This is a genomic window from Amycolatopsis magusensis (genome assembly GCF_017875555.1).
Taxonomy (GTDB): Bacteria; Actinomycetota; Actinomycetes; order Mycobacteriales; family Pseudonocardiaceae; genus Amycolatopsis; species Amycolatopsis magusensis.
In genome coordinates this window covers 7,435,008-7,457,284 of sequence record NZ_JAGGMS010000001.1, presented here as the reverse complement: position 1 = coordinate 7,457,284, position 22,277 = coordinate 7,435,008, and the positions used below count along the sequence as shown (strand labels likewise).

Sequence of the window (22,277 nt, the reverse complement as noted above, 5' to 3'; positions counted from 1 at the left end):
TAACCCGCCGGCGTCGTCCCGGGCACCCGAATTGTCGGCGGCCGGTGGTAGGAATCCGGCATGCGCGTGACCGACGACCAGCGCCGCGCCCGGCTCGCCCGGCGCCACCTCCTCGCCACCCCCGGCGCCACCCCGGAGGAGGCGGCGGAGGCCGTGGTCGCGCTCCACGCCACCGACCCGGCGACCGTGCACCTCTCGGTCGCTGCCCGCACTACCGAGCCCGCAGTGCCCGAGACCGAGCGGTCGCTCTACGACGACCGCACCCTCGTCCGGCTGCTCGGCATGCGGCGCACCATGTTCGTCGTGCCGCGCGAGGTCGCGCCCGTGGTTCAGGCGGCTTGTGCCGACGACATCGCCGCGAAGCAGCGCACCCTCCTGGTCAAGCACCTCACCGAGAACGGGCACCCGGAAAGCGTGCCGGAGGCCGCCGGGTGGCTGGCCGAGGTCGAGGAGGCGGCCGTCGAGGCGTTGCTGGCCCGCGGTGAGGCGCTCGGCCAGGAACTCGCCGCGGACGTGCCGGGCCTGCGACAGCGACTGCGGATGGCGCCGGGCAAGCCGTACGAGGCGATCGGCAACGTGACCAGCCGCGTGCTGTTCCTGCTCGCGGCGCAGGGCCGGATCGTGCGCGGCCGCCCGCGTGGCACCTGGTTGTCCACGCAGTACCGGTGGTCGCCGATGGACGCGTGGCTGCCGGGCGGCCTGCCCCGGATCGACCCCGGAACCGCCCGTGTCGAACTGGCACGACGCTGGCTGCACGCCTACGGCCCGGCGCCGATCGAGGACCTGCGCTGGTGGACGGGCTGGACGGCGGCGCAGACCAAGAAGGCGCTGGCCGAGATCGGCCCGGCCGAGGTGGACCTCGAAGGCGGCGGCACCGGCCTGCTGCTGCCCGGCGACCTCGAGCCCGAACCGGAATCGGAGCCGTGGGTCGCGCTGCTGCCCGCGCTCGACCCGACGCCGATGGGCTGGGCCGCACGCGAGTGGTACTTGGGTTCGCCTGGCCCGCACCGGGACGCGTTGTTCGACCGCAGCGGCAACATCGGGCCGACGATCTGGTGCGACGGCCGCATCGCCGGCGGCTGGGCCCAGCGCCCGGACGGGGAGATCGCGTTCCGCTGTTTGGCCGACGTCGGCGTCGAAGCCACCGAGAAGATCGGCGCGGCGGCCGCCCGGATGGGGGAGTGGCTCGGGGAGATCCGCGTCATCCCGCGCTTCCGGACGCCGCTGGAACGCGAGCTGAGCGGATCATCTTGATCGATGACTTGATCGATTCTTGACCCCGGGCCCGGTGTAGTGGAAGTCTCGCTGGGGCATGCGGGAACGCCCAGGCCAGCACGCTAGGGTTGCCCCGAGTCCCCAGTCTGGCCGGGCCGGGCCCGGCCGAACCTTCAGAGGAGTGGCAGCAGTGACGGTTCGCGTAGGTGTGAACGGCTTCGGTCGGATCGGCCGCAACTTCTTCCGCGCCGTGCAGGCCAGCGGCCACGACATCGAGGTGGTCGCGTTCAACGACCTCGGCGATGTCGCCACCATGGCCCACCTGCTGAAGTACGACAGCGTCCTCGGGCGCTACCCCGACGAGGTGAGCGTCAGCGACGAGGGCCTCGTCGTCGGCGGCAAGACCATCAAGGCGCTCGCCGAGCGCGACCCGGCCAACCTGCCCTGGGGCGACCTGGGCGTGGACGTGGTCGTGGAGTCCACCGGCTTCTTCACCAACGCCGACGCGGCCAAGGCGCACGTCGCCGGTGGCGCGAAGAAGGTCATCATCTCGGCCCCGGCCAAGGGCGAGGACCTGACCGTGGTGCTCGGCGTGAACGACCACCTCTACGACGGCTCGCAGACGATCATCTCGAACGCCTCCTGCACCACCAACTGCCTGGCCCCGCTGGCCAAGGTGCTGCACGACGCCTTCGGCATCGAGCAGGGCCTGATGACCACCATCCACGCCTACACCCAGGACCAGAACCTGCAGGACGGGCCGCACAAGGACCCGCGCCGCGCCCGCGCCGCCGCGCTGAACGTCGTGCCGACCTCCACCGGCGCGGCCAAGGCCATCGGCCTCGTGCTGCCGGAGCTGAACGGCAAGCTGGACGGCTACTCGCTGCGCGTGCCCGTGCCCACCGGCTCGATCACCGACCTCACCGTCGACCTGACCAAGAAGGCCTCGCTCGAGGAGATCAACGCCGCGTACAAGGCCGCCGCGGACGGCCCGCTCAAGGGCATCCTGCGCTACAGCGAGGACCCGATCGTCTCCAGCGACATCGTCAACGACCCGGCCTCGTGCATCTACGACGCGCCGATCACCAAGGTCCTCGGCAACCAGGTCAAGGTCTACGGCTGGTACGACAACGAGTGGGGCTACTCCAGCCGCCTCGTGGACCTGGTCAAGCTCGTCGGCGGCAAGCTCTCCTGAGCCATGGCCGTCAAAACTCTCGATGACCTGATCAGCGAGGGTGTCGCGGGTCGGCGCGTGCTGGTGCGCGCCGACCTCAACGTCCCCCTCGACGGCGACCGGATCACCGACGACGGGCGGGTCCGGGCCGCGCTGCCGACGATCGAGCGCCTGGCCGCGGCCGGCGCGCGCGTGATCGTGGCGGCGCACCTGGGCCGCCCCAAGGGCGAGCCGGACCCCAAGTTCTCCCTCGCGCCGGTCTCGGCGCGGCTCGGTGAACTGCTCGGTGCCGACGTGACCCTGGCGGCCGACGTGGTCGGCGACAGCGCCAAGTCGGTCACCGGCGCGCTGGCCGACGGCCAGGTGGCCCTGCTGGAGAACGTGCGGTTCGACCCGCGCGAGACCAGCAAGGTCGAGGACGAGCGGGCCGACCTGGCCCGCGAGCTGGCCGCCCTGACCGAGGACAGTGCTGGTGCCTCCGGCGCCGGCGGGCGCGGGGGCGCGTTCGTCTCCGACGGGTTCGGCGTGGTGCACCGCAAGCAGGCCTCGGTGTTCGACATCGCGGGCGTGCTCCCGGCCTACACCGGCGGCCTCGTGCTGGCCGAGCTCGAGGTGCTGCGCAAGCTCACCGAGGAGCCCGCCCGGCCCTACGCCGTCGTGCTCGGCGGCGCCAAGGTCTCGGACAAGCTCGGCGTGATCGCCAACCTGCTGACCAAGGTCGACCGGCTGCTCATCGGCGGCGGCATGGCCTACACCTTCCTCAAGGCCCAGGGCTACGAGGTGGGCGGGTCGCTGCTGCAGGCCGACCAGCTCGACCAGGTCAGCGGCTTCCTCGCCGAGGCCGAGAAGCGCGGCGTCGAACTGGTGCTCCCGGTCGACGTGCTGGCCGCGACCGAGTTCGCCGCCGACGCCCCGTACGAGGTGGTCGAAGCCACCGCGATCCCGGCCGACCGCCAGGGCCTGGACATCGGCCCGAAGACGCGTGAGCTGTTCGCGGGCAAGCTGGCCGACGCGGCGACGGTGTTCTGGAACGGCCCGATGGGCGTGTTCGAGTTCGAGGCCTTCGCCGGTGGCACCAGGGCGGTCGCCGAGGCGATCGCCGGCAGCGACGCCTTCAGCGTGGTCGGCGGTGGCGACTCCGCGGCCGCGGTGCGTCAGCTCGGCCTGCCGGAGGACGGTTTCTCGCACATCTCGACCGGCGGCGGCGCGTCGCTGGAATACCTCGAGGGCAAGGACCTGCCCGGCGTCTCGGTTCTGGGGGAGTAGGCAAACAGTGGCACGCAAAGTTCTCATCGCCGGCAACTGGAAGATGAACCTCAACCACCTCGAGGCCATCGCGCTGGTGCAGAAGATCGCCTTCTCGCTCCCGGAGAAGTACTACGCCAAGGTGGACGTGACGGTGCTGCCGCCGTTCACCGACATCCGCAGCGTGCAGACGCTCACCGACGGCGACAAGCTCCTGCTCACCTACGGGGCGCAGGACCTGTCGCCGAACGACTCCGGTGCCTACACCGGGGACATCTCGGGGCCGATGCTCGCCAAGCTCGGGTGCACCTACGTCACCATCGGGCACTCCGAGCGCCGCGAGTACCACGCCGAGAGCGACGAACTGGTGAACAAGAAGGTGCGTGCCGCGCTCAAGCACGCGCTTTCCCCGATCCTGTGCGTCGGTGAGCCGCTCGAGGTGCGCGAAGCGGGCGGGCAGATCGAGCACACCACGAACCAGCTCGTCGCGGGCCTGAAGGGGCTCAAGGCGGAGCAGGTGAAGAACGTGGTCGTCGCCTACGAACCGGTCTGGGCCATCGGCACCGGACGCGTCGCCACCCCGGCCGACGCGGAGGAGGTCTGCGCCGCACTGCGGGCCACGCTGGCGGAGAAGTACGGTTCGGAAATCGCCGACGACGTGCGCGTGCTCTACGGTGGTTCGGTCAAATCGGGCAATATCGGCGACCTGGTCAAGTGCGAGAACATCGACGGTGCGCTGGTCGGCGGAGCGAGCTTGGACGCCGACGAATTCACCAAGCTCTGCGCGCTGGCGGCTGGCGGGCCGCTGCCCTGATCCGGGCGGTCACCGGGTAATGTGGGTCACGGTGCTCGTCGGCCCGCGCTGATCGCGCGTTTTCACCGAACACAGAGGATGAAATGAAACTGTTCCTGCAAGTGGTGTTGATCGCTTCCAGTGTGCTGCTGGTCGTCGCCGTTCTCCTGCACCGGGGACGCGGAGGCGGGCTGTCCTCCCTGTTCGGTGGCGGCATGCAGTCCAGCCTTTCGGGATCGAGCGTGGCCGAGAAGAACCTCGACCGGATCACGCTCGCACTGGGTGCGGTCTGGCTGATCAGCATCGTCGGCCTGGGCCTGCTGCTGAAGATCTGAGCGGCACGAGCCGTGGACCCGGCCGGGTGCGCGCCCGGCCGAACAGAGTGATCGGGGGTTCGGGGGACGTCCTCCGAGCAGTCGACGCGAAGTGGCACGGCGTACCGTGCGGGTGCGCCGGGAACAAGACCGGGGTGTGAGAGTTCATGGTTGGCGGAAACGCGATTCGGGGTACCAGAGTCGGGGCGGGCCCGTCCGGCGAGTCCGAACGGGGGGAGTCGGCGCCGCGGCGCCGGATCTCGTACTGGTGCGCCAACGGGCACGAGGCACGCCCGTCGTTCGCCTTGGAAGCCGAAATTCCCGAGGAGTGGGACTGCCCGCGGTGCGGGCTGCCCGGTGGGCAGGACGAGCAGAACCCGCCCGCCGCGCCGCGGACGGAGCCGTACAAGACGCATCTCGCCTACGTGAAGGAGCGCCGCAGCGACGCGGATGGTGAAGCCATCCTCGCCGAAGCGCTCGACCGGCTGCGCAAGCGGCGCGAGATCATCTGAACACCAATGCCAGGAATGGGGCATTACTAGCGTTCAATGCTGGTAATGCCCCATTCCTGGCGTTCGGGGGCTAGCGGGGCAGCGGGTAGACCGCGCGGACGCGGAAGCCGCCGTCGTCGGTGGGGGCCGTTTCGAAGGTGCCGCCGAGCAGGCGTGCCCGCTCGGCCAGGCCGGTCAGGCCGTGGCCGCCCGAGGGCAGCGACCGCGCCGGTTCGCAGGGCTGTTCGTTGAGCACTTCCACGCCGAGCCCGTCGTCCTCACCGCGCACCGACACCCTCGCTTTCGCGCCCGGTGCGTGCTTGTGCACGTTGGTCAGGCATTCCTGCACGGTCCGGTAGGCCGCCGCGGAGACCTGCCGGGGCAGCTGGTCGGGAATGCGCTCCACGGTGAGCTGCACCGGCACGTCCGAGGTCCGGATCAATTGGTGCAACTCGTCGATTCCGGGCTGTGGCCCGTCCTCGTCCACCCCGGAACGCAGCACGCCGACCAGCGTGCGCAGTTCCTCCAATGTGCGCTTGCTCAGGTGCCGGATGTTCTCCGCGGCTTGGTGCGCCTCGGTACCCGGCGCGGAAATCGACAGCACGTTGGCTTGCATGGCGATCAGCGTGATGTCGTGGGACACCACGTCGTGCATTTCCCTGGCGAGCCGGGCGCGTTCCTGCGCGCGGACGGCCTGGGCGTGCAACTGCTGCTCGCGGTCCCGGCTCGCGGCCAGTTCGGCCAGCTTGTCGGACAGCTCGCTCCTGGCCCGGATCAGCAGGCCCAGCGCCACCGGCATCCCGGCGACGACCACGCCGTAGATCCCGTCGAGCACGTGCTCCTGCCAGCTGAGCGCGGCGAACTCGTCCAGCGGCCAGAGGATGAACCGGCTGGCCCAGACCATGCCGAAGCCGGCCATGGTCTGCCAGTTCAACCCGCGCCGGGTGGCCAGCATGCCGAGCGCGATCATCGCCGCCAGCTGGGCCCAGCCCGCGAGGTAACCGGGGAAGGTGGCCAGTACCACCCCGAACGGCAGCCACCGCCGCGCGACCAGCGCCACGCACGAGAGCGCCGAGAGCCAGATCGAATAGGTCATGGCCTCTTCGGGAAAGACGAGCCAGACGTCCAGTACGGCGAGCGCGATCGCCAGGACGTCGATCGACAGCGCGCGCACGGCCCGTTTCCGGAACCAGTCCGCGATGCTGCCGTCACGGATGTGCCCGGTCGTGCCGGAACGGCCGACCGACATTCCTGGTATGGAGAGTCCCTCTGTGGTCATCGCATGGACCTCTCGTCTTGTGGACTTAACCAATGAGAGGGGTCCATCACCCGATCGGGACGCGTCCAGCGGCACAAATTAGCGGACGCTAACGTTGTTTTGCCGGTTGGCGGTAAGTTTCCGGCCATTCAGCCGTATGCGTGTCCCATTTGACCGCCGGGGCTCACCCGTCCGGGGGATGACGTCAAGTGTCCGATAATCGGACAGGTGTGACGTGCGGTGTCAGAGGATGCGCGGACGGTAGACGTTCGACGTCTTCGCCGCGGCCGTGCGGTCCAGCAGCCAGAGCGTGCGGCGCTGCCCGCGCGCGCCCGCCACCGGCAACTGCACCTCACCGGCGCCGGCCAGCGCGAGCGCCACGGCGTCGGCCTTCGCCTCACCGGTGGTCACCAGCCATACCTCGGACGAGCGCCGGATCGCGGGCAGCGTCAGCGAGATCCGGGTCGGCGGCGGCTTGGGCGAGTTCCGCACGGCGATCACCGAACGGTCGGTCTCGTAGACCGCCGGGGTCTCCGGGAAGATCGACGCGGTGTGGCCCTCGCCGCCGAGGCCGAGCAGGGTGACGTCGAAGGTCGGCACGTCGTGGTGGTCCTCCGGCCGCGTGTTGCGGGCCAGCACCCTGGCGTAGTCGGCCGCGGCGGCGTCCGGGTCGTCGCCGAACTCCCCGTCGGACGGCGCCATCGCGTGCACCCGCGCCGGGTCGACCGGCACGTGGTCCAGCAGCGCCTCGCGGGCCTGCTTCTCGTTGCGCTCGTCGTCGCCCGCGGGCAGGAACCGCTCGTCGCCCCAGTACAGGTCGAGCTTCGACCAGTCCACCGCGTCCCTGGCGGGGGAGTGGCGCAGCTCGCGCAGGATCGCGATGCCCGTGCTCCCACCGGTCAGCACCAGCGAAGCGGAGCCGCGCGCGGCCTGCACGTCGACCAGCCGGGTGACCAGCCGGGCCGCGCAGGCCGCCGCGAGCAACTGCGGATCGGAGTAGACGACAACCTCGGAAGTGCTCATGCCTTCGCTTTCGCCGGATCCTTCGCGGCCCTGCCCGATTCCCTGCCGGAAACCTTGCCCGTTCCCTTACCCGATCCCCCGGCCGGAGCCTTACCGGATTCCTTACCGGAGTTCTCGGCCGCGTTCTCGCCCGATTCGCTGCCAGAGGCCTTGGTCGAACTCCTGGTCGACTCCTTGACCGCCGCCTTCGCGGGGGCCTTGCCGGATTCCTTGGCCGAACTCCCGGCGGACGGCTGGCCCGGTTCCTTGGCCGCAGCCTTGGGCGAGTCCTTGGCGGATCGCCTGGCCGGAGCCGAGGCCGGGTCCTTGACCGTGGTCTTGGCCGAGTCCGTAGCCGTGGTCTTGGCGGGGGCCTTGCGCGAGGTGGCCGCGATCTTGCCGAGGCCGTGCAGCGCCGCTTCGTAGATCTCGTCCGGGTCGAGCCGGCGGAGTTCTTCGATCAGGCAGTCCTTGTTGTCCCGCCGCTGCAGGGCGATCCGCCGCGCCGGTTGGCCCGGCTGGGTGAGCGTGCCCACCCGGCCGTCCGGCCGGGTCAGCTCGATCGCCCCGGAGCGCCGCTCCAGCGTGACCGACAGGATGCCCTGCGCACTGCTCGACTTGACCCGCTTGACCGGCGCCTTCAGGTACTCGGCCAGCCAGCCCGCGAGCAGCTCGGTCGACGGCGAGTCGGCCTCACCGGTGACCGTGGCCGAGAGCACCTTCTCGTACGGCGGCAGGTCCAGCGCGCTGACCAGCTGGGCCCGCCAGTTGGTCAGCCGCGTCCAGGCCAGGTCGGTGTCCCCGTCGGTGTAGGCCTTGCTGCGGGTGCCGAGCGCGCGGATCGGGTTCTTCTCCGCGGCCGAGTCGGTGATCCGGCGCTGGGCCAGCTCACCGAGCTGGTCCTCGGCCGGGTTCCGCGGCCCGGCCCCCGGCCACCAGGTGACGATCGGCGCGTCGGGCAGCAGCAGCGGCACCACCGCGCTCTGGCTGTTCGCCGCCAGCGCGCCGTACAGCCGCAGCACGATCACCTCGCTCGCCCCGGCGTCCCCGCCGACGCGGATCTGCCCGTCGATGCGCGGTGCCGCGGTCTTCGAGCCCTTGGCCACCACGATCACCCGCGACGGGTGCTCCCGGCTGGCCTCGTTGGCCGCGTCGATCGCGTCTTCCAGGTGCTCGTCGTCGTCCGCGGCGATGACCAGGGTCAGCACCCGGCCCAGCGCCACGGCGCCACCGCGTTCCCGCAGTTCGACCAGCTTCTTGTTCAGCTGCGAAGTGGTGGTGGACGGCAGGTCGATGATCACGGGCGCCTCCAGTGTTCTTGCGGGACACCCGCACCCGGTCGGCGCCCGTGGCGTGCTTCGCGATTGTCGATCACGGGCGCCTCCAGTTGCGTCCGGTGGCCGCCAGCATTTCATCGGCCGAAGAAGGCCCCCACGAGCCGGGCGGATACTCCTCGGGCCTGCCGTGCTTCGCCCAGTGCGCCAGCACCGGGTCGAGGATCTCCCAGGACAGCTCGACCTCTTCGTTCACCGGGAACAGCGACGGCTCGCCGAGCAGCACGTCCAGGATGAGCCGCTCGTAGGCCTCCGGCGAGGACTCGGTGAAGGCGTGCCCGTACCCGAAGTCCATCGTGACGTCGCGGACCTCCATCGTGGTCCCCGGCACCTTCGAGCCGAACCGCAGCGTCACGCCCTCGTCCGGTTGCACCCGGATGACCAGCGCGTTCTGCCCCAGCTCCTCGGTGGCGGTGGAGTCGAACGGCAGGTGCGGCGCCCGCTTGAACACCACCGCGATCTCGGTGACCCGGCGGCCCAGCCGCTTGCCGGTGCGCAGGTAGAACGGCACCCCGGCCCAGCGGCGGTTCTGCACCTCCAGCGTCACCGCGGCGTAGGTCTCGGTGGTCGAGTCCTTGGAGAACCCGCCCTCCTGCAGCAGGCCGGGCACCTTCTTGCCGCCCTGCCAGCCGCCGGTGTACTGCCCGCGCGCGGTGGTCCGGTCGAACGGCGCCAGCGGCTTGGTCGCGCCGAGCACCTTGACCTTCTCCGCGCGCAGCGCCTTCGGCTCGAACGAGACCGGCTCCTCCATCGCGGTGAACGCGAGCAGCTGGAGCAGGTGGTTCTGGATGACGTCGCGGGCGGCGCCGATGCCGTCGTAGTACCCCGCGCGCCCGCCGAGGCCGATGTCCTCGGCCATGGTGATCTGCACGTGGTCGACGTAGTTGGCGTTCCAGATCGGCTCGAACAGCTGGTTCGCGAAGCGCAGCGCCAGGATGTTCTGCACCGTCTCCTTGCCGAGGTAGTGGTCGATCCGGAAGACCGACTCCTCGGGGAAGACGTCGTTGACGATCGCGTTCAGCTCCCGCGCGCTGCGCAGGTCGTGCCCGAACGGCTTCTCGATCACCACGCGGCGCCAGGTGTCCTGGTCGGTGGCGGCCAGCCCGGACCGGGCCAGCTGCTTGGTCACCACCGGGAACGCGCTCGGCGGGATCGACAGGTAGAACGCGGTGTTGCCACCGGTCCCGCGCTCGGCGTCCAGGTCGCGCACGGTCTGCGCGAGCCGGTCGAAGGCATCGTCGTCGTCGAAGGTGCCCTGGACGAACCGGATCCCTTCGGCGAGCCGGTTCCACACCGACTCGCGGAACGGGGTGCGCGAGTGCTCGGCGACCGAGTCGTGCACCAGCTCGCCGAAGTCCTGGTGCTCCCAGTCGCGGCGGGCGAAGCCGACCAGCGAGAAGCCGGCGGGCAGCAGCCCGCGGTGGGCCAGGTCGTAGATCGCGGGCATCAGCTTCTTGCGGGACAGGTCACCGGTGACGCCGAAGATCACCAGGCTGGACGGCCCGGCGATCCTCGGCAGCCGCTTGTCGCGGTGGTCCCGCAGCGGGTTGGTCCAGCTCACGCCAGCGCCTCCAGCGCGGCCACCAGCTGTGCCAGCCCGGCGGCCCGGTCGGTGAAGTGCAGCCGCAGCACCGGGCGGCCGTGCTCGGCGAGCACCTGCCCGTCGCCGAGCGCCTGCGCCAGTTGCAGCCCGGCCAGGGTGTAGGGCCGGTCCGGCACGTCCAGGTCGGCTTCCGCGGCCCCGGTCACCTGCAGGAAGAACCCGTTCGGGTGGCCACCCTTGTGGTACTGCCCGGTCGAGTGCAGGAACCGCGGGCCCCAGCCGAAGGTGGTCTGCAGCCCGGTCCGCTTGGCCAGCTGCGCGCGCAGCAGCGCCGTGGACGCGTCGTCGAGCCGGTCCAGGTAGGCCTGCACGGCCAGGTACGCCGACGGCGCCGAGGTGGCCGAGTCCAAAAAGGACTTCAGTGCCTCGGACAGGTTCGCCGCGTCCAGGCCGTAGCCCTCGATCGCGCCGTCGGTGAAGGACGGCTTGGCGCTGCCGCCCGAACCGGCGGGCTCGTCCAGCAGCGCACGCGCCGCCTTCTTCGCCGCTTCCACGTCGGGCTGGTCGAACGGGTCGATCCCGAGCAGCCGCCCGGCCAGCGCGGTGGCGAACTCCCACAGCAGGAACTGCGCGCCGAGCGAGCCGGTGACCGCGAGCTGGGCCGGCGCCGTCGCCTGCCCGACCGCCACCGCGGTGGCGTCGGCCCCGGCGTCGGCGAACCCGGCCGCCTCCGGTGACTCGACCACCACCGGCAGCAGGCCGGTGCCCTGCTTGCCGGTGGACTCGGCGATGAGCTGCTCGGCCCAGTCGCCGAAACCCTTGATGCCGGAGCCGGTGTCGGCGAAGACGACCTTCTCGGCGTTCTGCGCGTGCCGGGCGCCGAGCGCCGCCGCCAGCCGGATGGCCGGGTTGGACTCGTCGTCGGCGGACAGCTGGTCGGCCACGCCCGCGGCCTGGTCCAGCAGCCGCGCCACGTCCGCCCCGGCCAGCCCGGAGGGCACCAGGCCGAACGCGGTCAGCGCCGAGTACCGGCCGCCGACGTGCGGGTCGGCCAGGAAGACCTTGCGGTAACCCTCCTGTTCGGACAGTTCCGCCAGCGGCGAGCCGGGGTCGGTGACCACGACGATCCGCCGCTTGGCCTCGATCCCGTTGTCGGAGAACGCCTTCGCGAAGATCCGGCGGTGGCTGTCGGTCTCCACCGTGCCGCCCGACTTCGACGAGACCACCAGCACGGTCCGCTCCAGATCCCCGGCCAGCGCGTCGGCGACCTGCCCGGGGTCGGTGGTGTCGAGCACGGTGAGCGCGACGCCCTCGGTCCCGGTGATCACCTCCGGCGCCAGCGAGGAGCCGCCCATCCCGGCCAGCACCACGCGGTCCACGCCCTCGGACCGCAGTTCCGTGCGCAGCGCCTCGATCTCGCCGATCAGCGGGCGCGAGGACTTGTGCAGGGTGGTCCAGGACAGCCGGACGGCCGCCTCGGCTTCGGCCTCGGCACCCCACAGCGTGGGGTCCTGGGCGGCCAGGCGCGAGGCGGCCTTGTCCGCGATCAGGCTGTCCGCGAGCGGCTTCGCCTGTTCTTGCAGCGCGGGGTCGACGATCGTGACCCCCGCGCCCGTCTCTTCCGCTGCCATGCCTTCGCTCAGCCCTTCGCCTTCGCCAGCTGCCCGGTGACCGTCTCGAGCAGTTCGCCCCAGGACTTCTCGAACTTGTCCACGCCTTCGTTCTCCAGCGTGAGGAACACGTCGGTGATGTCGATGCCGACGCCCTCGAGCTTGGTGAAGACCTCGCGTGCCGCGGCTTCGGTGCCGGTGACCTTGTCGCCCTCGATCTCGGCGTGGTCGCCAGCGGCGAACAGCGTCTTCTCCGGCATGGTGTTCACCGTGTTCGCGACCACCAGCTGGTCCACGTACCGGGTGTCCGAATAGGACGGGTCCTTCACCCCGGTGGAGGCCCACAGCGGGCGCTGCGCGTTGGCGCCGTCGGCGACCAGCGCCTTCCAGCGGTCGGAGGCGAACAGCTCCTCGTAGGCGGCGTAGGCGATCCGCGCGTTGGCGATGGCGGCCTCACCGCGCAGCGCCTTGGCCTCGTCGGTGCCGATGGCGTCGAGGCGCTTGTCGATCTCGGAGTCCACCCGCGAGACGAAGAACGAGGCGACCGAGTGGATGCCCTTGAGGTCGTGCCCGTTCGACTTCGCCTGCTCGAGGCCGGCGAAGTAGGCGTCGATGACCGCGCGGTAGCGCTCCTCGGAGAAGATCAGCGTGACGTTGACGCTGATGCCCTCGGCGAGCGTGCGGGTGATCGCCGGCAGGCCCTCCTCGGTGGCCGGGATCTTGACCAGGATGTTCGGCCGGTCGACCGTCTTCCACAGGTCCTGCGCCTCGGCCGCGGTGGCGTCGGCGTCCTTGGCCAGCCGCGGGTCCACCTCGATGGACACCCGGCCGTCCACCCCGTTGGTGGCGGTGTAGACCTCGCGGAACAGGTCCGCGGCGTTGCGCACGTCGGTGGTGGTCAGCTCGCGCACGGCGGCGTCCACGCCGGCCCCGCGCGCGGCCAGCTCGCGGACCTGCTTGTCGTAGGCCTCGCCCTTCGACAGGGCGCCGGCGAAGATGGTCGGGTTCGTGGTGACCCCCACGACGTGCTGGTCGCGGATCAGGCCGGCCAGGTTGCCGGAGTCCAGCCGCTCCCTGGACAGGTCGTCGAGCCAGATCGAGACACCGGCCTCGGACAGCCGGGCGAGCCGATCGGTGCTGCTCATGACTTCATCCCCTTCGGTGGAATTCAGGAGTTCTTGGCGGTGTCCAGCGACCGGCGCGCGGCGTCGACCACGGCTTCGGCGGTGATGCCGAACTCGCGGTACAGGGTGGCGAAGTCGGCGGAGGCACCGAAGTGCTCGATCGAGACGATCTCGCCGGTGTCCCCGACGAACTTGTGCCACGACTGGGCGACGCCCGCCTCCACGGCCACGCGCGCCTTCACCCCGGCGGGGATCACGGACTCGCGGTACGCCTGGTTCTGCGCCTCGAACCACTCGACGCACGGCATGGACACCACACGGGTGGCAACGCCGTCGGCCTCGAGCTTCTTCCTGGCCTCGACGGCCAGCTGCACCTCGGAACCGGTGGCGATGAGCACCACGTCCGGGGTGGCGCCCGACGCCTCGGCGAGCACGTAACCGCCGCGGGCCACGCCCTCGGCGCTGGTGCCCTCGAGCACCGGCACGTTCTGGCGGGTCAGCGCCAGGCCGGAGGGGTGGTGGACGTCCTCCAGCACGGCCTTCCACGCCGCCGCGGTCTCGTTGGCGTCGGCCGGGCGGACCACGTTCAGCCCCGGGATCGCGCGCAGCGCGGAGAGCTGCTCGATCGGCTGGTGCGTCGGGCCGTCCTCGCCGAGGCCGATCGAGTCGTGCGTCCAGACGTAGATGACCGGCGCCTTCATCAGCGCGGCCAGGCGCACCGGCGGGCGCATGTAGTCGGAGAAGATCAGGAAGGTCGCGCCGTAGGGGCGGGTGCCGCCGTGCAGCGCGATGCCGTTGAGGATCGAGCCCATCGCGTGCTCGCGGACCCCGAAGTGCAGCGTCCGGCCGTACGGGCTGGTCTTCCACATGTCGGTGGCCGCGGACTCCGGGCCGAACGAGTCGGCGCCCTTCATCGTGGTGTTGTTGCTCTCGGCCAGGTCGGCCGAGCCGCCCCACAGCTCCGGCAGCGCGTCGGCGAGCGAGTTCAGCACCTCACCGGAGGCCTTGCGGGTGGCGATGCCCTTGGCGTCGGGCTCCCACGAGGGCAGCTTGTCGGCCCAGCCGGCGGGCAGTTCGCGCTTGGCCAGCCGGGCGGCGAGCGCGGCGCGCTCGGGGTTCGCGGCGGCCCACTCGTCGAACTTGCCCTGCCACTCGGCGCGGGCGGCCTTGCCGCGCTCGGAGGCCTTGCGGGTGTGCTCGATCACCTCGGCGGCGACGTCGAAGTCCTTGGTCTCGTCGAAGCCGAGGATCTTCTTCACCGCGGCGACCTCGTCGCCGCCCAGCGCGGCGCCGTGCGCCTTGCCGGTGTTCATCTTGTTCGGCGCCGGGAAGCCGATCACCGTGCGCAGCAGGATGAACGACGGGCGGGTGGTCTCGGCCTTGGCGGCCTCGACCGCGGCCTCGAAGGCCACCACGTCCTCACCGCCGTCGACCACCTGCACGTGCCAGCCGTAGGCCTCGTAGCGCTTCGCGGTGTCCTCGGACAGCGCGATGTTGGTGTCGTCCTCGATGGAGATCTTGTTGTCGTCGTAGATGACGGTGAGGTTGCCCAGTTCCTGGCGCCCGGCGATGGACGAAGCCTCCGAGGTCACGCCCTCTTCGATGTCGCCGTCGGAGGCGATCACGTAGATGTGGTGGTCGAAGATGCTTTCGCCGGGGGCGGGCTCGGGGTCGAGCAGGCCGCGCTCGCGGCGGGCCGCCATCGCCATGCCCACGCCGTTGGCCAGGCCCTGGCCCAGCGGGCCGGTGGTGGTCTCGACGCCGGGGGTGTGGCGGTACTCCGGGTGGCCGGGGGTCTTCGAGTCCCAGCGGCGGAGCTGCTTGAGGTCCTCCAGCTCCAGGCCGTAACCGGCCAGGTAAAGCTGGATGTAGAGGGTCAGGCTGGAGTGCCCGGCGGAGAGGATGAACCGGTCACGCGCCGGCCACTCCGGGTCGGCCGGGTCGTGCCGCATGATCCGCTGGAACAGGGAGTAGGCGGCCGGGGCCAGGCTCATCGCCGTGCCGGGGTGCCCGCTGCCGCAGTTCTCCACGGCGTCCGCCGCGAGCACCCGGGCGGTGTCCACCGCGCGGGTGTCCAGCTCGGTCCAGTCGGCGGGGTAGTTCCGCCGGATGAGAGGGTTGTTCTCGCTGCTGAGGGCGGTTTCGGACACTGAACTCGAACTCCCCGTCTTCGGTGATTCGCTTGCTGGGAACGATGCTTGCCGGCGGGCGCGCCTTGATCGATCCGGGATGCACGATATTCCTGTTCGCCACCCCTCGCAGGGTGCGCCACGCCCACGCGGGCAAGCCTAGTCCTAGGCGTACCCGCCGCTGTGCGCCCCAACCGTGTCAAGACCCCCACAGTGGATACGCGCACGACGGCGATTACGATCGGTCAGGGCGCAGGCCCGGCGTGGTTTCGGGCCCACCGCGAGATCGAAGTCCGAGCCACGTTCCACCCCGGACCGACTGTGAGTAGCAGGGAGCGAAATGTCGTTGGTGCACGCCGCGCACGGACGCGGTGAAACCAGCGCCGTGGACGCACCCGAGGAGCCAGGTGGCCGGCGCAGCCCCCGCCGGGTCATCGGTGCCTACGCCGCGCTCGCCAAACCGCGCGTGATCGAGCTGCTGCTCGTCACCACCATCCCGGCGATGTTCCTGGCCGGGCGCGAGATCCCCAACCCCTGGCTGGTGCTGGCCACCCTGGTCGGCGGCACGATGGCCGCGGGCAGCGCGAACGCGCTGAACTGCGTGATCGACGCCGACATCGACAAGGTGATGAACCGCACCAAGCGGCGCCCGCTGGTGAAGGCCTCGGTGCCGCGGCGCAACGCCCTGATCTTCGGGCTGGTGCTGGGGGTCGCCTCGTTCGCTGTGTTGTTCTTCACGGTGAACCTGCTCGCGGCGATCCTCGCCATCGCGACGATCCTGTTCTACATCTTCGTCTACACACTGGGTCTCAAGCGGCGGACGCCGCAGAACGTGGTGTGGGGCGGTGCCGCGGGCTGCATGCCGGTGGTGATCGGCTGGGCCGCGGTCTCCGGTTCGGTCCAGTGGCCCGCGTTCGTGATGTTCGGCGTGATCTTCTTCTGGACGCCGCCGCACACCTGGGCGCTGGCGATGAAGTACCGCGACGACTACGAGCGCGCCGGCGTGCCGATGCTGCCGGTGGTGGCCACCCCGCAGCACGTGGCCAAGCAGATCGTCATCTACTCGTGGGTGATGGTCGGCTGGACCCTGCTGCTGGCCCCGGCCACGAGCTGGCTCTACGCCTGTTTCGCCGCGCTCGCCGGTGCGTGGTTCCTGTTCTACGCGCACCGGCTGCGCGCCGCGGTGAACCGCGGGGTGGAGACCAAGCCGATGGCGTTGTTCCACCGGTCGAACACCTACCTGATGATCGTGTTCTGCGCGCTCGCCGTGGACTCCGCGATCGGCCTGCCCGTCATCGGCCTGCCGTTCCTCTGAGCCGGTTGATTGCTATGAGTGGGGCATTACTTGCGTTGAACGCAAGTAATGCCCCACTCATAGCATTGAGTCAGCCGCCCTGCGCGTAGGCCAGTGGCGGCAGGATGGCCTGGGCGTCGGCGCCGCCGCGCCACAGGCCGATCACCAGCGCCGCGGTCGCCTCCAGCAGGCCGGCCCGCGCCCGCTGGTCCGCACCTCGTGCCCGGCACGCGCCCACTGCGCGCGGATCGGCGGCATCCGGTCGAAGGTGCTCACCGAAACCCTGCGGCGCCTGGAGTTCAACGGACTCACCCCGCTGGGCGAGACCCTGCTCGAACCGATCGGGGCGCCGGGGGAGTGGGCGTTCGCGCACGGCGGCGAAGTGACGGCGGCTCGGCCGGATCGAGCGGGCCACCCGCGTAGAATCGATCGGAACCCCCTCGTACGAAAGTGAGTCACCCTTGTCCGTGTCCCCTGGGGACTCCGATCTCGAGCACGAGCAGGTCTACGTCACCAAGCTCTACGAGATGCTCGACGCCGAACGCGACCTCACCCAGCGACGGCTCGACGAAACCCTCCGCCTGACCGGCGGCACCCCGCAGGCCCGCACCGAGCGCGACGTCGCCACCGCGACCTACACCGAACGGCTGGCCCAGCTGGGCTCGGTCGAGCAGGGGCTGTGCTTCGGCAGGCTCGACTTCCACGAGCAGGAGACGGCCTACATCGGCAGGCTCGGCCTGTTCGACACCGAAGACGACTACCGGCCGCTTCTGGTGGACTGGCGGGCCCCGGTGGCGCGCCCGTTCTACCTGGCCACCGCGGCTTCACCCGAAGGTGTGCGACGGCGGCGGCACATCCGCAGCCTGTCCCGGCGCGTCACCGGCGTGGACGACGAGATCCTGGACCTCGGCGAGGCGAGCGACGGCGACCACGACCTCGGCCTGGCCGGGGAGGCGGCGCTGCTGGCCGCGCTGACCCAGCGGCGCACCGGTGAGATGAGCGACATCGTCGCCACCATCCAGGCCGAGCAGGACCGGATCATCCGCGCCGGGATGAACGGCGTGCTGGTGGTCCAGGGCGGGCCGGGCACCGGCAAGACCGCCGTCGCCCTGCACCGCGCGGCGTACCTGCTCTACACCTTCCGCCAGCAGCTGACCAAGCGCGGGGTGCTGGTGATCGGGCCGAACAGCACCTTCCTGCGGTACATCGGCCAGGTGCTGCCGTCGCTGGGAGAGACCGGCGTGCTGCTGGCCACGGTCGGCCAGCTCTACCCGGGCATCACCGCCACCGGCGCGGACGACCGCGGCGCCGCCGAGGTCAAGGGGCGCGCGGTGATGGCGGACGTGCTCGCGAACGCGGTGAAGGACCGGCAGGTGGTTCCGTCACCGGTGCTGGAAGTCGAGGTGGAACGCGAAATCCTGCGACTGGACAAGCGCACCTGCTCCGACGCGCGGGCCAAGGCCCGCCGTTCGCGGCGCCCGCACAACCAGGCGCGCCGCATCTTCGTCGCCGAACTGCTCGACGCGCTCACCCGGCAGGCCGCCCGCCGTCTCGGGGACAACCTGCTCGACGCGCGTGACGTCAACGACATCCGGGCCGAACTCGCCGAGGACAAGGCCGTGCGCCGGGCGATGGACGAGCTGTGGCCGGTGCTCACCCCCGAGGAGGTGCTCGACGACCTCTTCGCCGTGCCCGAGCGCCTGACCGCCGCGGCGTCGAAGCTGCTCGGCGAGCCGGAACGCGCGCTGCTGCGGCGTGAGCCGGGAGCGGACTGGACGCCCGCCGACGTCCCGCTGCTGGACGAACTCGCCGAACTGCTCGGCTGGGACGACACCGAGGAACGCGCCGCGCGGGCACGTGAGGAACGTGAGCAGCGCGCGTACGCCGAGGGCGTGCTGGACATCCTGGAGCAGGACGAGGAGATCATCGACCCCGAGCTGCTGCGGGTGAGCGACGTGCTCGACGCGGAACTGTTCGCCGAGCGGCAGCAGGAGCGCAGCGAGCTGACCGCCGCCCAGCGGGCCGCGCAGGACCGCACCTGGACCTTCGGGCACGTGATCGTGGACGAGGCGCAGGAACTGTCCGAAATGGACTGGCGGACCATCATGCGCCGCATCCCCAGCCGGTCGATGACCGTGGTCGGCGACGTGGCGCAGACCGGGGCCGAAGGTGGCGCGTCGGCCTGGGGCGACGTGCTCGGCAAGTACGTGGCCGACCGGTGGCGGCTCGAAGAGCTGACGGTCAACTACCGCACGCCGGCGGAGATCATGGCGCTGGCCGCTCGGGCGCTGGAGCGGGTCGACCCGGAGCTGAGGGTGCCGACCTCGGTGCGGTCCACCGGTGTCGAACCGTGGCAGGCACCACTGGCCTCGGCCGACGTCCCGGCGCTGGTGCGCGCCGAACTGTCCGAAGTGGACGGCGGAACGGTGGCCGTGCTGTGCCCGCCGGAGCGGGTCGACGCGGTGCGGGAACTGGTGGGCGAGGACGAACGGCTGTCGGTGCTGACCGTGGAACTGGCCAAGGGCCTCGAATTCGACTCCGTGGTGCTCGTCGCGCCGGAGGAGATCGCCGCCGGGTCACCGCGGGGCTGGAACGACCTGTACGTGGCGCTGACCCGCGCCACGCGGCGGCTCGGGGTGCTCCACGCCGGGTCGGAGCCGTTCCCGGCCGGGAGCTAGGCTGCCCGTTATGCGGAACTCTGCCAAGCTCATGGTCGTGGTCGCCGCCGCACTGACCCTCGGTGCGTGCGCCAACTCCGAACAGGCCTCCACCCAGCCCCCGGGTTCGAACCAGCAGCCGTCGATCGCGCCCGCCGGGCCGAACACCGGCGTGCCGGGACCCGGCTCGGTGACCGCGCTGCCCGAGCAGCCCGCCGGGCCCGAGTGCACGGTGGACCAGATCGAGGTCACCGGTGAAGTGGGCAAGCAGCCGGAGATCAAGCTGCCCGACGGCTGCGCCGCGCCGACCAAGCTGCTGACCAAGGACCTCGAGCCGGGTGAGGGCACCGCGGCCACCGCGGGCAGCGCGATCGAGGCGAACTACCTCCTGCTGACGTGGAGCAACAAGCAGGTCGCGGACAACTCGTACGAGAAGGGCAAGCCGCTGGCGCTGACGCTGGGCGCGCAGCAGGTCATCCCGGGCTGGGAGCAGGGCCTGGAAGGCATCTACCAGGGCGGGCGCCGGTTGATCGTGGTGCCGCCGGACCTGGCGTACGGCAAGCAGCTCGGCCACCCGCTGCAGAAGGAAACCCTGGCCTTCGTGGTCGACGCGGTGAAGGTCGCCCCGGGCACCAACTGAGCCCCTCGGACCTGTCACCAATGTGGGGTGGTCTCAACCGGTGGTTGCAACTTATGCCGGTGTGGAGAGTAGTGCACGCAGGCGTTGGGCTGGTGAGTGCCAGCCCAGTGTCTGGCGTGGGCGGTCGTTGAGTTCGGCGGCCACGGTGGCGAGGTCGTCGGCGGTGTGGGTGGCGAGGTTGGTGTGTTTGGGGAAGTACTGGCGGAGGAGTCCGTTGGTGTTCTCGTTGGAGCCGCGTTGCCAGGGGCTGCTGGGGTCGGCGAAGTAGATGGGCATGTGGGTGGCCAGGGTGATGTCGGGGTGGCGGGCCATTTCGTTGCCGCGGTCCCAGGTCATCGAGCGGCGTAGATGCTGGGGCAGGGCGGTGATGGCGGGGATCATCGCGTCGCGGACGTGTTCGGCGGTGTGCCCGTCGGGTAGGTGGAGCAGGATGACGAAGCGGGTGGTGCGCTCGACCAGGGTCCCGATCGCGGAGGCGTTGTTCTTGCCGAGGATGAGGTCGCCTTCCCAGTGCCCGGGCACCGCCCGGTCAGCGGCCTCGGCCGGGCGCTGCGAGATCGGGATCGGCGAGCCCAGTTTCGAGGCCTGCGCGCGGGCGCGGGCCCGGTTCCGCGGTACTCGCAGCGCCCGCCCGGTGCGCAGGCAGGACGCGAGCTCCTTGCGTAACGCGCCGCGGGCTTGGACGAACAGCGACTGATAGATCGTCTCGGGGCTGACCCGCATCCCCGGATCGTCGGGGAACCGCTCGGGCAGGGTCGCGCTGATCTGCGCGGGAGACCACTTCGCCTGCAACCCGGCCTGCACCTGCTCACGCAGCCGCGCATCGGCGGCCAGTTTCGCCGGTTTCGGCCGTCTGCCGCGTTCGCGGGCCAGTTCGTGCGCGACCGAGGCCCGGTAGTGTTCTCGCGCATCGGTGCCGGCGTGCTCGGTGCCCAGCACCCGCCCCACGGTGCGGTCGATCTCCCGGCCGATGGTGGACTTGTCCCGCCCCAGCCGGGCGGCGATCTCGGTGTTGGACTCGCCCCGGGCGATCCCCACCGCGATCTCCTCCCGCTCGGCCAGGCTCAGAAACCGGCCCGACCCCGGCCGGGGAATCTTGGCGTTCGCGCTCACCCCGCCAGCCTGAGCGAACCACCGCCGCCCTGTCTCGTGCGACACGCCCACCACCCGCGACGCCGCCCGCACCGACAACCCCGCCCGCACCCCAGACCAAAACCCCGCCACCAACTCCACCGACAACCGACGACCCATCACAACCCCTCCCACTACACAGAGTTGCAACCACCGCTAGACGCCGGGTGGCTTTCGGGACGCCAGACGTCTCGAAAGCCACTTTCGTGACATAGCTTCGGTGGCACAGCGGGCCGGTGACACAAATGTGGCTTTGGGGGCGGAATCCGCCCCCAAAGCCACATTTGTGTCACGGGTCGGGCCACGCGCCCCCGGCTCAGGGGATCAGCAGGAGCTTTCCGGTGGTTTTCCGGCCCTGCAGGTCTTCGTGGGCCTGGCGTGCGTCCGCGAGGGGGTAGCGGCCGCCGATCCGGATCTTCAGGGAGCCTTCGGCCACGGCGCCGAACAGTTCCTCCGCCCGCCAGTCCAGTTCCTCGCGGGTGGCGGTGTAGTCCCCGGTCTTGGGCCGCGTCATGAAGATCGAGCCCGCGGCGTTCAGGCGCAGCGGGTCGACCGGCGGCACCGCGCCGCTGGCGTTGCCGAACAGCACCAGCATGCCGCGCCGCCGCACGCTGGCCATGCTGCCGTCCACAGTGGACTTGCCGACCCCGTCGTAGACCGCCGCGACGCCTTCGCCGTCGGTGAGTTTCCTGGTCGCCTCGGCGAAGTCCACCTGGTCGTACCGGATCACCTCGTCCGCGCCCGCCTCGCGCGCGAGCTGCTCCTTCTCCTCGGTCGACACGGTGCCGATCACCCTGGCGCCCTTCGCCTTGGCCAGCTGGGTGAGCAGCAGCCCGACCCCGCCCGCCGCCGCGTGCACCAGGACCGTGTCGCCCTCCTGGACCGGGTAGGTCGAGGAGACCAGGTAGTGCGCGGTGATGCCCTGCAGCAGGGTCGCCGCGGCGATGTCGTCGCCGACCTCGCCGGGCACGCGGACGGCGGCCGCGGCGGGCACCCGTGCCTGTCCCGCGTAGCTGCCCGAGACGCCCTGCCACGCCACCCGGTCACCGGCGGAGAACTCGCTCACGCCCTCGCCGACGGCGGTGACCCGTCCGGCGCCTTCCAGGCCGAGCACCAGCGGCAGCTCCACCTGGTACAACCCGCCGCGCTGGTAGGTGTCGATGTAGTTGACCCCCGCCGCGGCCACCTCGACCAGCAGTTCACCCGGCCCGGGCTGCCCGGGGTCGATCTCGGTGAACTCCAGTACCTCCGGGCCACCGGTCTGCTGGATCCGTACTGCTGGGGTCGGCATGCGTCCTCCTCGATCGTGCGCTTCCTCCTCCT

At 70.9% G+C, this 22,277-nt stretch carries 18 protein-coding genes and 1 pseudogene; 10 read left to right on the top strand and 9 right to left on the bottom strand.

Annotated elements, in window-relative coordinates:
• Positions 1–60 precede the first annotated feature (60 nt).
• From JOM49_RS33080 to JOM49_RS33055, 6 genes are all read left to right on the top strand, one after another.
• The gene (locus tag JOM49_RS33080) at positions 61–1,254 is read left to right on the top strand and encodes a winged helix DNA-binding domain-containing protein (RefSeq protein ID WP_209668090.1); all 1,194 of its coding nucleotides are present in this window, start codon (positions 61–63) and stop codon (positions 1,252–1,254) included.
• A gap of 151 nt (positions 1,255–1,405) precedes the next feature.
• A complete protein-coding gene (gene gap, locus JOM49_RS33075; RefSeq protein WP_209668089.1) occupies positions 1,406–2,410 on the top strand; it encodes a type I glyceraldehyde-3-phosphate dehydrogenase in 1,005 nt (334 codons plus the stop codon).
• 3 nt (positions 2,411–2,413) lie between these two features.
• Complete coding sequence (locus JOM49_RS33070) at positions 2,414–3,655, top strand: phosphoglycerate kinase (RefSeq protein WP_209668088.1); 1,242 nt, start codon at positions 2,414–2,416, stop codon at positions 3,653–3,655.
• 7 nt (positions 3,656–3,662) lie between these two features.
• The gene (gene tpiA / locus JOM49_RS33065) at positions 3,663–4,448 is read left to right on the top strand and encodes a triose-phosphate isomerase (RefSeq protein ID WP_209668087.1); all 786 of its coding nucleotides are present in this window, start codon (positions 3,663–3,665) and stop codon (positions 4,446–4,448) included.
• Positions 4,449–4,531: 83 nt separating this feature from the next.
• Positions 4,532–4,762, top strand: a complete 231-nt coding sequence (secG, locus tag JOM49_RS33060; RefSeq protein ID WP_209668086.1) for a preprotein translocase subunit SecG — start codon at positions 4,532–4,534, stop codon at positions 4,760–4,762.
• A 146-nt stretch (positions 4,763–4,908) separates the two neighbouring features.
• Complete coding sequence (locus tag JOM49_RS33055) at positions 4,909–5,253, top strand: RNA polymerase-binding protein RbpA (RefSeq protein WP_113691219.1); 345 nt, start codon at positions 4,909–4,911, stop codon at positions 5,251–5,253.
• A gap of 70 nt (positions 5,254–5,323) precedes the next feature.
• Here JOM49_RS33055 and JOM49_RS33050 read toward each other — a convergent pair whose 3' ends face one another.
• The 7 genes from JOM49_RS33050 to tkt form a co-directional block, all read right to left on the bottom strand.
• Positions 5,324–6,511: a sensor histidine kinase gene (locus JOM49_RS33050; protein WP_209668085.1), complete on the bottom strand. Its 1,188-nt coding sequence runs from the start codon at positions 6,509–6,511 to the stop codon at positions 5,324–5,326.
• A gap of 222 nt (positions 6,512–6,733) precedes the next feature.
• Positions 6,734–7,513, bottom strand: a complete 780-nt coding sequence (gene pgl / locus JOM49_RS33045) for a 6-phosphogluconolactonase (protein WP_209668084.1) — start codon at positions 7,511–7,513, stop codon at positions 6,734–6,736.
• Positions 7,510–8,793 (bottom strand): glucose-6-phosphate dehydrogenase assembly protein OpcA, encoded by a 1,284-nt coding sequence (opcA, locus tag JOM49_RS33040; RefSeq protein ID WP_209668083.1) that lies wholly within the window; start codon positions 8,791–8,793, stop codon positions 7,510–7,512. Before opcA ends, pgl begins: the two co-directional genes overlap by 4 nt.
• A gap of 70 nt (positions 8,794–8,863) precedes the next feature.
• Entirely contained in the window at positions 8,864–10,387 is a 1,524-nt protein-coding gene (gene zwf, locus JOM49_RS33035; protein ID WP_209668082.1) for a glucose-6-phosphate dehydrogenase, read from the bottom strand.
• Positions 10,384–12,000, bottom strand: coding sequence for a phosphoglucose isomerase-related protein (locus JOM49_RS33030; protein ID WP_209668081.1), 1,617 nt, complete (start codon positions 11,998–12,000; stop codon positions 10,384–10,386). Before JOM49_RS33030 ends, zwf begins: the two co-directional genes overlap by 4 nt.
• 8 nt (positions 12,001–12,008) lie before the next feature.
• A complete protein-coding gene (gene tal / locus JOM49_RS33025) occupies positions 12,009–13,124 on the bottom strand; it encodes a transaldolase (protein ID WP_209668080.1) in 1,116 nt (371 codons plus the stop codon).
• Between the two features lie 23 nt (positions 13,125–13,147).
• The gene (gene tkt / locus JOM49_RS33020; RefSeq protein WP_209668079.1) at positions 13,148–15,253 is read right to left on the bottom strand and encodes a transketolase; all 2,106 of its coding nucleotides are present in this window, start codon (positions 15,251–15,253) and stop codon (positions 13,148–13,150) included.
• Between the two features lie 319 nt (positions 15,254–15,572).
• Between tkt and JOM49_RS33015 the strand changes: the two genes are divergently transcribed.
• The 4 genes and pseudogenes from JOM49_RS33015 (at position 15,573) to JOM49_RS33000 (ending at position 19,823) form a co-directional block, all read left to right on the top strand.
• The gene (locus JOM49_RS33015; protein ID WP_209668078.1) at positions 15,573–16,547 is read left to right on the top strand and encodes a heme o synthase; all 975 of its coding nucleotides are present in this window, start codon (positions 15,573–15,575) and stop codon (positions 16,545–16,547) included.
• A gap of 223 nt (positions 16,548–16,770) precedes the next feature.
• Positions 16,771–16,980 (top strand): annotated as a pseudogene (locus JOM49_RS43430) (hypothetical protein); the annotation flags it as partial.
• Positions 16,981–16,987: 7 nt separating this feature from the next.
• Positions 16,988–19,204: a HelD family protein gene (locus tag JOM49_RS33005; RefSeq protein WP_245369552.1), complete on the top strand. Its 2,217-nt coding sequence runs from the start codon at positions 16,988–16,990 to the stop codon at positions 19,202–19,204.
• Between the two features lie 10 nt (positions 19,205–19,214).
• Positions 19,215–19,823, top strand: a complete 609-nt coding sequence (locus JOM49_RS33000) for an FKBP-type peptidyl-prolyl cis-trans isomerase (protein ID WP_209668077.1) — start codon at positions 19,215–19,217, stop codon at positions 19,821–19,823.
• Between the two features lie 51 nt (positions 19,824–19,874).
• Here the strand turns inward: JOM49_RS33000 and JOM49_RS32995 are convergent, their stop codons facing one another.
• Both JOM49_RS32995 and JOM49_RS32990 read right to left on the bottom strand, forming a co-directional pair.
• Complete coding sequence (locus JOM49_RS32995; RefSeq protein ID WP_245369445.1) at positions 19,875–21,074, bottom strand: IS30 family transposase; 1,200 nt, start codon at positions 21,072–21,074, stop codon at positions 19,875–19,877.
• Between the two features lie 196 nt (positions 21,075–21,270).
• Positions 21,271–22,245, bottom strand: coding sequence for a quinone oxidoreductase family protein (locus JOM49_RS32990; RefSeq protein WP_209668076.1), 975 nt, complete (start codon positions 22,243–22,245; stop codon positions 21,271–21,273).
• Positions 22,246–22,277 lie beyond the last annotated feature (32 nt).